The 13,057-nt window shown below is 66.9% G+C and carries 9 protein-coding genes; 2 read left to right on the plus strand and 7 right to left on the minus strand.

Going from position 1 to position 13,057, the window contains the following annotated elements; translation table 11 throughout:
* Positions 1-62: 62 nt before the first annotated feature.
* The 5 genes from ACGTN6_RS15015 to ACGTN6_RS15035 all read right to left on the minus strand — a co-directional run bounded on the left by ACGTN6_RS15015 (position 63) and on the right by ACGTN6_RS15035 (position 4,788).
* Complete coding sequence (locus ACGTN6_RS15015) at positions 63-416, minus strand: S24 family peptidase (RefSeq protein WP_394592965.1); 354 nt, start codon at positions 414-416, stop codon at positions 63-65.
* Entirely contained in the window at positions 413-703 is a 291-nt protein-coding gene (locus ACGTN6_RS15020; RefSeq protein WP_394592968.1) for a hypothetical protein, read from the minus strand. Before ACGTN6_RS15020 ends, ACGTN6_RS15015 begins: the two co-directional genes overlap by 4 nt.
* 14 nt (positions 704-717) lie before the next feature.
* Positions 718-2,145, minus strand: a complete 1,428-nt coding sequence (locus ACGTN6_RS15025) for a tyrosine-type recombinase/integrase (RefSeq protein WP_394592970.1) — start codon at positions 2,143-2,145, stop codon at positions 718-720.
* Positions 2,146-2,419: 274 nt separating this feature from the next.
* Complete coding sequence (locus tag ACGTN6_RS15030) at positions 2,420-3,739, minus strand: glycine cleavage T C-terminal barrel domain-containing protein (RefSeq protein WP_394592973.1); 1,320 nt, start codon at positions 3,737-3,739, stop codon at positions 2,420-2,422.
* A 230-nt stretch (positions 3,740-3,969) separates the two neighbouring features.
* A complete protein-coding gene (locus ACGTN6_RS15035; RefSeq protein ID WP_394592976.1) occupies positions 3,970-4,788 on the minus strand; it encodes an acyl-CoA thioesterase in 819 nt (272 codons plus the stop codon).
* A 90-nt stretch (positions 4,789-4,878) separates the two neighbouring features.
* Here ACGTN6_RS15035 and tadA point away from each other — a divergent pair, with 90 nt between their 5' ends.
* A complete protein-coding gene (tadA, locus tag ACGTN6_RS15040; RefSeq protein ID WP_394592995.1) occupies positions 4,879-5,349 on the plus strand; it encodes a tRNA adenosine(34) deaminase TadA in 471 nt (156 codons plus the stop codon).
* On the opposite strand, the gene ACGTN6_RS15045 is transcribed toward tadA, so the two are convergent.
* A complete protein-coding gene (locus ACGTN6_RS15045) occupies positions 5,329-7,311 on the minus strand; it encodes a GGDEF domain-containing protein (protein WP_394592977.1) in 1,983 nt (660 codons plus the stop codon). The genes tadA and ACGTN6_RS15045 overlap by 21 nt on opposite strands.
* A gap of 9 nt (positions 7,312-7,320) precedes the next feature.
* Positions 7,321-8,784, minus strand: coding sequence for a membrane-bound lytic murein transglycosylase MltF (gene mltF, locus ACGTN6_RS15050; RefSeq protein WP_394592980.1), 1,464 nt, complete (start codon positions 8,782-8,784; stop codon positions 7,321-7,323).
* Between the two features lie 166 nt (positions 8,785-8,950).
* On the opposite strand from mltF, the gene purL reads away from it, so the two are divergent.
* A complete protein-coding gene (purL, locus tag ACGTN6_RS15055; RefSeq protein ID WP_394592982.1) occupies positions 8,951-12,886 on the plus strand; it encodes a phosphoribosylformylglycinamidine synthase in 3,936 nt (1,311 codons plus the stop codon).
* Positions 12,887-13,057 lie beyond the last annotated feature (171 nt).

Below are 13,057 nucleotides of genomic sequence, written 5' to 3' on the forward strand. Positions count from 1 at the left end.
CAGCGCGGTCGGTAGTGCTGCGGGTTTCCGCAAGTCCGCAGAATCCGCAGCCGGCCAGCACCTCACGCGGGCAGGTCTCGGCAGTCATCAGCGCACCTCCCGCCTTTACTGCTTTGACGGCGCGCTGCTCGCTCGATGGCCACGATAGCGTGGACGTAATCGACCTCCTCATCCGGGAGGAAGATTGGCTCATAGCCGGAGTTGACGTTATCTAGCCGAATCTGGCCATCGCGCCAGTAGGTGAACAGCTTGACCATCATCTGGCCGTTCCGGGTCTGAACCATCACCTCGTCGCCGGGGCGGTATTCGTGGTTTGGATCAACATAGACATGCTCACCAGGCTTGATACGCGGCACCATACTGGAGCCCACCATACGCAGCCGGTAGGCTCTCGGGACCCTGTCGATATGGTTCATGCTGTATCCCCTCGGCCGTTGGCTTCGGCATCCAGTTGGTTGGCGACACAGGCCAGGGCGAAGGCCAGGCGCTCGGCGGCGGTGCCCTGTCGGCAGCGGGTGGTGATCATGGTTGGCGCCTCAGGGTCGAAGGTGGCATCAATCGCGCCATCGCCCTGCGGCTCGAGCCAGCAGGCGTCAGTCCGGCTGGTGGCCTTGAGCGCGGATCGCCAATCCTGGGCGGCTACTTGCTGGCACTCGCCGCTGCGGGCCAGGTGAACGGTGAAAGTGGTCATCGGCTGCTGCATGTCGTCTCTCCTCGTCAATTGCCGGTGTGGGCGGCCTTGGTGTGATCCACCACCTTGAGCGGGGCGGCGCTCTCCTCGCTGCTGGCAGCTTCCTTGGCTGGCGCCCTGGGCACCGCCTTGGCGAACGCCTCGACCGCATCGCGAGAATGGTCGGGGCGCAGGTGGGCGTAATACTTGATAGTGGTCTGAATATCGGCGTGGGCCATCAGCTTGGAGACGGTCAGCAGATCGACGCCGGCCATGACAAGCTGGGACGCGAAGTTGTGGCGTAGGGTGTACAACTGCAAGTCTTCGGGCAGGCCGGCCAGCTTGCGAACGGCAGCCCACGGCTTTTGCATCGCAGTCGCGCTCATACGCTTGCCATGCTTGCCAGACGGGAAGACCAGGCCGGTTTTCGGCTCGTCCTGCTGGCGGTGCCAGGTCTTGAGCACGTCCACGGCATCGGTGGACAGTGGGAAGGTCTGCGGTTCGGGTCGATGGTGGGCGGTCTTCTCCACCACCTTACGGACGGTGCGGAATGCCAGGTTGACGTGATCCCATCGCAGGCCGAACAGGTCGCCGGGCCGGAAGCCTGTGTAGTACATGGCCAGAATCCAGGGGGTAACGTGATCCACGTAGGCCACGCTCTCCAAGTCGGGTAGATACGCCTTGCCGTGGGCGCGGCTGCTACGGCGCTGGGCGCGTTTGGCCTCCTGGTACGCCTCCAGGCCGGCAAACAGCGCCTCCACTTCCTCGGGTTCCAGGTAGCGCCGCTGGGATGCCTGCTCGGCCATCTCCTCCTCGCTCATGGCCGGCCGTTGCAGCTTGATACCTTTCAACGGGTGGGCCGGTATCACCTTGCGTTCGGCGGCGTGCGCCAGCAGACCACACAGCGCGTCATAGGAGCGCTTCAGGGTGCCATGGGCGCGGGGTCTGGCTGACGGCGCATCTTTGTCCTTCGGTACCTTCACAGCCTCCTGCTGGGCTTGCCAGTGCTCGACATCGGCGCGGGTCAGGCTGCCCATGGGCTTGTCGAGCCAGTCGGCAAAGTCCTTCTCTATGCGACGCAGGTTGGCGGCACCATCCTTCTTGCGAAGCTGGTAGGCGGTGTAGGGGCCGGATAGGTAGGCGCCCAAGGTCTGCTGCTGCTGGCGCTTCTCCTCGGCCTTGGCCTCCTCCAGCACAGCGCGCGGGTCGTCGCCTTGGGCCACGATGCCCAGCACCTCGCCGGCATCCTTGCGAGCCTTGGCGGCCGTCATGTTGCCGACGCCATAGCGGCCAAGGGTCAGCACGCGGCGTTTGCCGGACAGGTTGTAGTAGGAAACCCGGATGGAAAGGCCACGCTTGCCGGCGCGGACGTGGTAGCCGGTTTGTTCGCTGTCCCACACCTCGTCACCTTCGGGCAGCTCCTTGGCGAGACGGTCCAGCGCCCGCGTTGTCAGCCGTTCTGTCTTCTTGCTCATACCCTTGGCCTCGGCTTCTAGGTTCCAAATAGGTTCCACGGGTAGGATAAGACGGGCCTAAACGGGCAACAAGCAGCAATCTACAATATATGTATATCCTTTTGTTTTTGCTGTGATAAAAGGCGTTTCTTGTTTCTTTCGGTTTCTGGTGAAATATGGGGTTCACGCACTCGTAATGCGTAGGTCGGTGGTTCGAGTCCACTCACCGGCACCATGACACGCGAAACCGCCACCCGAACGGGTGGCGGTTTTTTGTGTCGTGAGCGAAGGCGCGTCAGTAGGCGTAGTCGCGTCCTGCCGCCTTGGCGCGTTCCCGGGAGCTGGGGTTCACCGAGGCGCGGAATGGCATCTCGCAGACCACGGCGTCGACCGGCTGCCCGGGGATGTCGAGAAACTCGTCGGGCAGCCAGGCCACCAGCACGGTGCCGACCACCGCCGACGCCACCGGCACGTAGGCCATGGCGATGTTGGTGCCGAGCTCGGGGGAGTACCAGGGCGAGGTGATCCAGCCGCTGGGGGCGCTATCGGCATCCGGGCCGACCAGCCAGAAATCTGGCGCATAGTCCTCGATGGGGCGACCGCCGAGCTTGAGCCCCACCAGTTGGTGGGTGAAGGGCGGTGTGCCTTGCTGGACCAGCTCGCGGGTGCGTTCCAGGGCGTCGCGGCCGATATAGTCCGCCTCCTTGGCCTTGGGGACCATGTGGCCGAGATTGCACTGGAAGGGATTGGTCTCGTGGTCCAGGTCCTGGCCGTAGGAGAGAATGCCGGCGGCGATGCGCCGGTGGTGGGCCGGGGCGATGACCTTGAGGCCGTATTTCTCGCCCTTGGCGAGGATGGCGTTCCAGACGGTTTCGGCATGCAGGCTGGAGTCGAAGGCATAGACCTCGTAGCCCTTCTCGCCGGAGAAGCCGGTCTGGGAGATCAGCACCTCGGCGCCCTCGATGGTGCCTGCCATCAGCCCGTAGTAGGGCACCTCGCGCACGGCCTCGCCGACCAGGTCGGCGATCAGGTCCTCGGATTTCGGGCCCTGCACCTGCAGCGGGCTGACGTCGATCTCGTCGATGGTCACGTCGTAGCGCAGCCCGTGATTGATGCCCTTGAACCAGTAGGCCAGGTCGGAATCGCTGATGGTGAACCAGAATTCGTCCTCGGCCACGCGCAGCATCACCGGGTCGTTGAGCACGTGGCCCTGCTCGTCGCAGAGCACCACGTAGCGGCCCATCATCGGTGGAACCCGGGTCACGTCGCGGGTGCAGACATAGTTGCAGAAGGCCTCGGCATCGGGCCCCTTGACGCGGATCGGTCGCTCGACGGCGACGTTCCACAGGGTCACGTCGTTGACCAGCGCGCGGTATTCCTCCATGGCCCCGCCGTCTTCGGGGCGCACGTAGGCGCGTGGGTGGTACATGCGGTTGTAGACGGTGGCCTTCCAGCAGCCGGCTTCCACCGAGAGGTGCCAGTAGGGCGACTTGCGCACGCGGTTGGAGATCAGCATCTGGATGCCCGGATCGCCGCTCTGGCGCAGGTTGACCGGCACCAGACGGTCGCCCTGGTCGATGGAATCCTGATAGTTCACGTTTGCTCGATGGGACATGGCTCGGCACTCCTCGCCCGTTCGTTGCCTAGGGGCAGCGAGGGGCGAGAGGCGGCCATTCGGGACCGTCGACGAGGCACCCTCGTTCCTGACCCGTGCGGCGACGACCGACTGGAAAGGTCGCCGCTATTTTCAAGGTAGGCAGGGCGTTTGTCGCTGGTGTTCCGGTGACGACGCCGGGTGTCCCGGCGACGACACGAGGAGCGGTGCGCAAGGGCGGCGGGGCTATTTCACTGTTGTGGGGCGCGCAGGCGTGTCAGCCCCTCCTGGGCGCTGGAGGCCACCAGGCGCCCCTGGCGATCATAGATACTGCCGCGAGTGAAGGCGCGGGCGCCGCCGGCCCAGGGGCTGTCCATGTCGTAGAGCAGCCAGTCGTTGACGCGAACGTCACGATGAAACCATAGGGCATGGTCGAGGCTGGCAATCTGCAGGCCGGGGTCTCCGAAGCCGATGTCGTGAGGCACCAGGCCGGTGGTCAGCAGGTTGAAGTCGGAGCTGTAGGCCAGTAGGTAGCGATGCAGCGCGGGGTCCTCGGGGAGCTCCCCGGCCAGGCGAAACCACAGCCGCTTGCGGGCCGGCTGTCCGGGCTCGGACTCGTCTCGCACGTGGCGAAACTCGATGGGGTGGCCGGGGAAGCGCAGGCTCAGGTCGGCTTCGTCGAGCGTTTCCGGATCGGGTACATCGGGCATCTGCGGCTGGTGGTCGAGGCCCATTTCCTCGCCGTGGAAGGAGGCGCTGCAGAAGAAGATCGGGCGTCCCTTCTGGATGGCGGTGATCCGGCGGGTCGTGAAACTGCGGCCGTCGCGCACCGCATCGACCTGGTAGACGACCGGTCGACTGGCATCCCCGGGGCGCAGGAAATAGCCGTGAAGCGAGTGGACGCGTCGGCTGGCGTCCACGGTATGGGTCGCGGCAGACAGCGCCTGGCCGAGCACCTGTCCGCCGAACAGCTGGGGCAGCCCCAGGTCCTGGCTACGGCCGCGGAACAGATTTTCCTCCAGGGGTTCGAGGCCCAGCAGATCCACCAAGGCGTTCAGGGCATCGTTCATTGCGGGTATCCTCCTGGAGGCATGGCGCACGATGGCGCCAGGATGTCATACGCATGTTTCATGGCGATCAGTCTACGGGAGTCGACGGCGATGCGCAGCGACGAGTTCTACATGCACCGTGCTCTGGACCAGGCTCGCCTGGCCGGGGAAGCCGGCGAGGTGCCAGTGGGCGCGGTGGTGGTGGATGCGGCCGGGGAGATCGTCGGCGAGGGGTACAATGCCCCGGTGGCCGGTCACGATCCCAGCGCCCACGCCGAGATTCGCGCCCTGCGCGACGCCGGGGCGCGCCTCGGCAACTACCGCCTGGATGGCTGTACCCTCTTCGTCACGCTGGAACCCTGCCTGATGTGTACCGGGGCGATCATCCATGCGCGCCTGGCCCGGGTGGTCTATGGCGCTGCCGAGCCGCGTACCGGCATGGTGGAGTCGCGCGCCAACCTCTTCGCCCAGCCCTGGTACAACCATCGGGTGGAGGTGGAGGGCGGCGTGCTGGCCTCTCGGGTGTCGAAGCTGCTCAAGGCCTTCTTCGCCGAACGCCGTTCAGACACTGTTGGTGGATAGCCCGGGGCGCGGCGCGGCCCGCTCGACCCGGTCACGTCCGCGAGACTTGGCGCGATACAGGGCCTCGTCGGCATCCTGCAGCAGGTCGTCGGCGACCAGCGATCCCGTTTCCAGGGTGGCGACACCGACGCTGAGGGTCAGGGACGCGCCATTCCGGTGGCGCAGCCCGGACTCAGTCAAGGCGAGCCGCAGCCGCTCGGCCACGGCTGCTGCGCCATCGGCGTCCTGGCCCGGCAGGCAGGCGACGAACTCTTCGCCGCCGAAGCGGGCGAAAGTTCCCCCTGCTGTCTCGATCACTTCCTGACCCAGTCGGCCCAGTTCAGCGAGGTAACGATCTCCGGTCAGATGGCCATGGCGGTCGTTGATCAGCTTGAAATGGTCGACGTCGCACAGCAGCACGCTCAGCGGCCGGGTCTCGGCGTGCTCCGCCAGTACCTGCATGAAGCGGCGGCGGTTGGGCAGGCGGGTGAGGTCGTCATGATCGGCCAGCCACTCGATCTCCCGCTGCAGCTGGGTGCGGCTACGTACCTCGCGGCGCAGCTCGCGGTTGGAGCGGCGGACCTGGCGATGCTGCACCAGCATGCGGTGTCGGGCGAACAGTGACAGATAGAGCAGGTAGGCCAGCGAGAGCCCTGCCGTCAGGGTGATGCCCGGCAGCCGTGAGCGGCGGGCGAGTAGGGTGTCGCGGCCGGGGCGAGTGACCAGGGTCAGTGTTAGGCCGCTGAGGTCCAGCGTCGCGGCATGGCGCCAGGGGCCTTGGCGCTCGGCGGGGCCCTGGTAGGCGAGCAGTCGTTCGCCATCGAGCAGCGAGAGCGCCGTGGCCTCGGGACCGACCTGGCGGAACAGGGGGTCGGCCATTGCCTGCAGGCCTACCACCACGCCCACGGCTCCCAGGATCCGGTCGCTGGTGTCCTGAATCACCGGCAGATAGTGGATGAGGCCGGGCTGCTCCTGCAGTAGGCCGATGATGCCGGTGCGGCCGATGCGCCCGTCGTGAAGTGCCCGGCCCAGGGCTTCCCGCCCCTCTGGCTGGGCGTCGAACAGGCGGGTGCCGAGCAGTTCGTTATTGAGCCTGGAACCCGGGTGCACGCGCAGGATGCGGCTGTCCGGGGTAATGAAGGCGATGTTCAGGAAATAACGAAAATCATGGTGATACAGCTTGGCCTGACGGGTCCACTGCGTAGCGGTGGGCGGTGAGTCGCGCCAGCCCCATGAGGCCGTGAAACGACGCATGGCGGCCAGATGGGCGTCGATCTCGGACGATAGCCGACCGGCCAGGCGCTGACCCTGAGCTTCGATGTCGGCTCTCAGCCGGTGCTCGTCGGCCTCGCGCTGGTGGTGCCACAGCGCCAGCGTCAGCAGCGCCAGTAGCAGCGAGGGCCACAGCGCACGCTGGACGCTGCCGCGGGTGGCACGCCAGCCGCCGAGGATATCGACCAACTGGCCGAGTAGAAGACAGGCCTGGGCGACGAACATCGGACCGCCGGCGATCAGCGGCAATAGCTCGTGGTCGTGGGCCTGCTCGAGTCCCTGGCCCACCAGCGAGAGGGCGGCGACCCCCAACAGCAGCGGTGCGCCGAGATTGGCACGGGTACGCACCAGCAGCACCAGCCCGAGCAGTGTCAGGCACAGCATCACCAGCAGCGGGGGGCGCCAGTCGTCGATGTGGCTGCCCGGTATCAGGTGGGTCGCCCAGCGATTCCAGCTGGCGTGTGCCACCCAATGCTCAGGCAGCAGGTAGCTGAGCAGGCCCAGGACCAGCCACCCCAGTGCCGGCCACAGCAGCAGTCGCGACATGCGCAGGCGACGGCTGTGCCAGGCTAGTTGGCTGGCGCCGAGCAGGCCGCACAGAACGACGCTCGCCGCACTTCCCTGTGCATCGGAGCCGCCTGCCAACAGGCCGAGCAGGGCCACCAGCAGGGCGGCGATCGTCAGGGACAAGGCGATGACACGGTGCCTCATGCTTGGCCCTCAACCGCTCGGCGGGACCCGGTCGAAGAGGCCGTCCTCTTCGGACAGCGATCGCCGAGTGTTGAGCTGGTGGAATTGCTGTCGGCTGCGGTCCACATAGGCGAGGATCTCGTAGTAGCGGCGGACGTTGCGAACATAGATCACCGGCTCACCGCCCCGGGCATAGCCGTAGCGGGTCTTGCTGTGCCATTCGCGCTCTTGCAGCAGCGGCAGAGCTTCGCGGACATCGCGCCAGGCATCGGGGTCGCCGCCGCGCATCTCGGCGATGCGGCGGGCGTCGTAGAGGTGGCCCAGGCCCACGTTATAGGCGGCCAAGGCCATGAACAAACGGTCCTCTCCGGTTATGGATTCGGGCAGTCGTTCCTTCAGCTCGCGCAGGTAGCGGGCGCCGCCGTCGATGCTCTGGGCCGGGTCGAGTCGGTTGTCGACGGCGAGGTCGGCGGCGGTGGCGTTGGTCAGCATCATCATGCCGCGCACCCCGGTCGGTGAAGTGGCGTCGGGGCGCCAGTGGGATTCCTGGTAGCCCACCGCCGCCAGCAGCTTCCAGTCGAAGCCGCTGGCTCGGGCGGCGGCGCGGAACAGGCTGTCGTACTTTGGCAGTCGCGCGTGGACGTGGCCGATGAAGGTGCGGGCGCCGACGTATTCCAGATAGTCGTCGCGGCCCAGGTAGCGGGTCTCGAGACGGGCCAGCAGGCCGCTACCTTGCAGTCCGTCGAGGAAGCGGTTGGCTTCGCGCAGCAGTCCCAGGCCCTGGCCGGTGGGGAAGGCCCAGGCCAGCGATAGCGGCCGACCGAGCCGAAAGCCATCCTCGACCTCGGGAAAGAACAGCCGGTTGAGGCGGAACTGGTGCTCGAAGACCACCGCGGCGTCCAGCGATCCCTCGGCCACGCGGCCAAGCAGCGCCGAGACCTCGATGTCGTCGGATTCCTGCCAGCTCAGCCAGGGATGCTCGTCCTGCAGCTCGCGCATGACCCGGTCGGTGCCCGTGCCGCTCAGCGTGCCGATCTCCAGGCCCTCGAGATCGTCGAGCTCGCTCGGTGCCGGCAGGCCGCGGCGATAGACCAGCAGCGGCTGCAGCGGCATGATCGGCCGGCTGTACATCAAACCGTCACGGGTCGGCTCCAGGGGCAGGGCCGCGGCCCCCAGATCGCCCTTTTCTCGCACCGCCGCGAGCACCTCGTCGATGTTCTGGTCGGCATCGAGATTGAGGCTGACGCCGAGATGGTCGGCGAAACGACGCATCAGTTCATACTCGAAGCCGGTCGGGCCCTGGCGACCCTCGTAATAGGTAGTGGGGGTGTTGCGCGTCTGGATGCTCAGGAAATCCCGTGCCAGCACGTCCTCGAGCAGTGGCCCGGGAGCGCGGTTCGGTCGGTCGGTAAACAGCCACAGCCCCAGTAGTACGCAGAGGGCCGCGTAGCCTCGCCGCCGGCGACGGAGGTGATCGAGAAGGGATGACAGCATAGTGATGTCAGGATGCGAAGAGTGGTGCCACCTTACCCAGCCCCTCGACGGCTGTCATCCACGCCGATTTCTCGCGGCCGGCGCTTTCCAGTATCATGTGCGCTCATTGCCGCCGGCCGCGGCCCCCGTCTTTACTGCATTCTGCTAGTTTCAGAGGCCCCAGGATATGCTCGAACTGCGTGGCGCGCCCGCCCTATCCGCCTTCCGTCATGCCAAGCTGCTCGAAGCGTTGCACGCCGTGGCTCCCCAGGTCGAGGCGCTCGGCGCCGACTATGTGCACTTCGTCGACCACGAGGGGGAGCTGGCCGGAGAGGATCTGCGCCTGCTCGAGCGGCTGCTGGATTACGGGCCGGCTCATGACACCGGTGCCCAGGACGATGGTCGCCTGTTCCTGGTGGTGCCGCGCATCGGCACCCAGTCCCCCTGGTCGTCCAAGGCCACCGACATCGCCCGCAACTGCGGCCTTGCTCGGGTGCGGCGCCTGGAGCGCGGCATCGCCTATCGGGTGCGCTTCGCCGGTGAGCTATCCGAGGAGGCCTATGAGGCCGTCGTCGCGGCGCTCCACGATCGCATGACCGAAACGGTGCTGTTCGACGCCTCCGATGCCGCTCGGCTGTTCGCCCATCACGAGCCGGCACCGCTGGGTCAGGTGGATATCCTCGGCGGTGGCCGTCCGGCGCTGGAGGAGGCCAACGTCGCCCTCGGCCTGGCACTCGCCGAGGACGAGATCGACTATCTCTGCGAGGCGTTCCAGGGGCTCGCGCGCAACCCCGCCGACGTCGAGCTGATGATGTTCGCCCAGGCGAACTCCGAGCACTGCCGCCACAAGATCTTCAACGCCGACTGGGTGGTGGACGGCGAGGCCCAGCCGCGCTCGCTGTTCAAGATGATCAAGAACACCTTCGAGGCTTCGCCGGACGACATCCTCTCCGCCTATAGCGACAACGCCGCGGTGATTCGCGGCAGCGAGGCGGGGCGCTTCTTCGCCACGCCGCTGACCGGGGCCGCCGCCGAGAAGGCCGTCTATGGCACCCACCGGGAGTCGGTCAATATCCTGATGAAGGTGGAGACCCACAACCACCCGACGGCAATCGCCCCGCATCCGGGCGCGGCCACCGGCGCCGGCGGCGAGATCCGTGACGAAGGTGCCACCGGCATCGGCGGCAAGCCAAAGGCCGGCCTGACCGGTTTCACCGTCTCCAACCTGCGCATCCCCGAGTTCGTCCAGCCCTGGGAGGCGTTCGACTACGGCAAGCCCGAACGCATCGTCTCGGCGCTCGAGATCATGCTCGAGGGGCCGATCGGCGGGGCGGCCTTCAACAACGAGTTCGGCCGTCCCAACCTGGCCGGCTACTTCCGCAGCTACGAGCAGGATGCCCTGGGGGCCGACGGCGTCGAGCGCCGCGGCTTCCACAAGCCGATCATGCTTGCCGGCGGTTACGGCAACATCCGCGAGGGGCACGTCCAGAAGGGCGAGATCCCGGTGGGTGGCAAGCTGATCGTGATGGGCGGTCCGGCGATGCTGATCGGCCTGGGCGGCGGCGCTGCCTCCTCCATGGCGTCCGGTTCCTCCAGCGCCGATCTGGATTTCGCCTCGGTGCAGCGCGACAATCCCGAGATCGAGCGTCGCGTCCAGGAAGTCATCGACCGCTGCTGGTCGCTGGGCGACGACAATCCGATTCGCTTCATCCACGACGTGGGCGCCGGCGGGCTGTCCAATGCCCTGCCGGAGCTGGTCAAGGATGGCGAGCGGGGCGGGCGCTTCGAACTGCGCGAGGTGCCTAACGCCGAACCCGGGATGAGCCCGCTGGAAATCTGGTGCAACGAGGCCCAGGAGCGCTATGTGCTCGCCGTGGCCCCGCAGGATCTCGACACCTTCGACGCCCTGTGCGCTCGTGAGCGCTGCCCCTATTCGGTGGTCGGTGAGGCCACCGAGGCCCACCATCTGGAGGTCCGCGACGGCCATTTCGACACCAAGCCGGTCGACCTGCCGATGAGCGTGCTGTTCGGGAAGCCGCCCAAGATGACTCGCGAGTTTACTCGCGAGAGCCGCGAGCTGCCGGGCATCATGCTCGACAACCTGGATCTGCGCGAGGCCATGGACCGGGTGCTGAGCCTGCCCACGGTGGCTTCCAAGAACTTCCTGATCACCATCGGCGACCGCTCGATCACCGGGCAGGTGGCCCGCGACCAGATGGTCGGCCCCTGGCAGGTGCCGGTGGCCGACGTGGCGGTGACCACCGCCACCTTCGACACCCATGCCGGCGAAGCCATGGCTATGGGCGAGCGCCCGCCGGTGGCGCTGATCGACCCGGCGGCCAGCGCCCGGCTGGCGGTGGCCGAGACCATCACCAACCTGGCGGCGGCGCCCATTGCCAAGCTCGGCGACATCAAGCTCTCCGCCAACTGGATGAGCGCGGCCAGCCATCCGGGGGAGAACCAGGCGCTGTTTGATGCTGTCCACGCCGTGGGCATGGAGCTGTGCCCGGCGCTCGGCATCGCCGTGCCGGTGGGCAAGGACTCCATGTCCATGCGCACCGCCTGGCAGCAAGAGAATGACAAGGGTGAGGCCGAGGAGAAGAGCGTCACCGCGCCGCTGTCGCTGGTGACCACCGGCTTCGCCCCGGTCACCGATGCGATGAAGACACTGACCCCGCAGATCAACCTGGAGCAGGACGAGTCGGACCTGATCCTGATCGACCTGGGCGGCGGCAAGAATCGCCTGGGTGGCTCGGCGTTGGCACAGGTCTATGGCCAGGTGGGCGACGAGTGCCCGGATCTGGACGATCCGGAGGACCTCAAGGCGTTCTTCTCGGTGATCCAGGGCCTCAACGCCGACGGCAAGCTGCTGGCCTACCACGACCGTAGCGACGGCGGCCTGCTGGTCACCCTGCTGGAGATGGCCTTCGCCGCTCATGCCGGCCTGGAGATCAAGCTCGACTGGCTGATCGACGAGACCCCCGAGGCCTTCAACGCGCTTTTTGCCGAGGAGCTCGGGGCGGTGATCCAGGTGGCCCGCGAGCACACCGAAGAGGTGCTCGCGCAGTTCGCCGGCGCCGGGATCGAGACCTGCGGGGTGATCGCCCGGCCGCGCTACGACGACCAGGTCCGCGTGACCCTGTTCGAGGAGCCGCTGCTTGAGACCACCCGGCTGCTGGCCCAGCGCACCTGGAGCGAGACCAGCTACCGGATGCAGGCGCTGCGCGACAACGCCGAGTGCGCCAAGAGCGAATTCGATGGCCTGCTCGACGGCCGCGACCCGGGCCTCTCCGCCCAGCCGAGCTTCGACGTGAACGAGGACATCGCCGCGCCGTTCGTCAACACCGCCAGGCCGGCGGTGGCGGTGCTGCGCGAGCAGGGCGTCAACGGCCACCTGGAGATGGCCTGGTCCTTCGACCACGCCGGCTTCGAGGCCGTCGACGTGCACATGAGCGACATCCTGGAAGGGCGCGTCGGCCTGGAAGACTTCAAGGGCCTGGTGGCCTGCGGGGGCTTCTCCTACGGCGACGTGCTGGGCGCCGGCGGCGGCTGGGCCAAGTCGGTGCTGTTCAACGACCGGGCCCGCGAGCAGTTCGCCGGCTTCTTCGGTCGCGACGACAGCTTCGCCCTGGGCGTGTGTAACGGCTGCCAGATGCTGTCCCAGCTCAAGGAACTGATTCCCGGGGCCGAGGCCTGGCCGCGTTTCGTGCGCAACGAGTCCGAGCAGTTCGAGGCCCGGGTGGCCATGGTGCGCGTCGAGGATAGCCCGTCGATCCTGTTGTCTGGCATGCAGGGCTCGCTGCTGCCGATCGCCGTGGCCCACGGCGAGGGCCGGGCCGAGTTCCGTGACAGCGGCCACCTGCGCAGCATGCAGGGCTCCAGCCAGGTGGCGCTGCGTTACGTGGACAACTACGGCCAGGTGACCACCCGCTATCCGGCCAACCCCAACGGCTCGCCTGCGGGCATTACCGGGCTGACCACGCCGGACGGCCGCGTGACCGCCATGATGCCGCACCCCGAGCGTGTGGTGCGTGCGGTGACCAACTCCTGGCGCCCCACCGAGTGGACCCGGGACGGGGCCTGGATGCGTCTGTTCCGCAACGCCCGGACCTGGCTCGGCTGATCACCGCGCACGACAGGTCGACCACGCAAGACGCCCGGGCATTTTGAACTGCACCCCGAAAGTTGGACACCCAATCCAACCTTCGGGGTGTTTCTATGCGGAATCAGTACAGCGACCAGTTTAAGTTGCAAGTGGTGCAGCAATACCTGGATGGGGATGCCGGTCTAGAAG

The sequence above is a fragment of the Halomonas sp. B23F22_20 genome (assembly GCF_043496985.1).
Lineage (GTDB): Bacteria > Pseudomonadota > Gammaproteobacteria > Pseudomonadales > Halomonadaceae > Halomonas.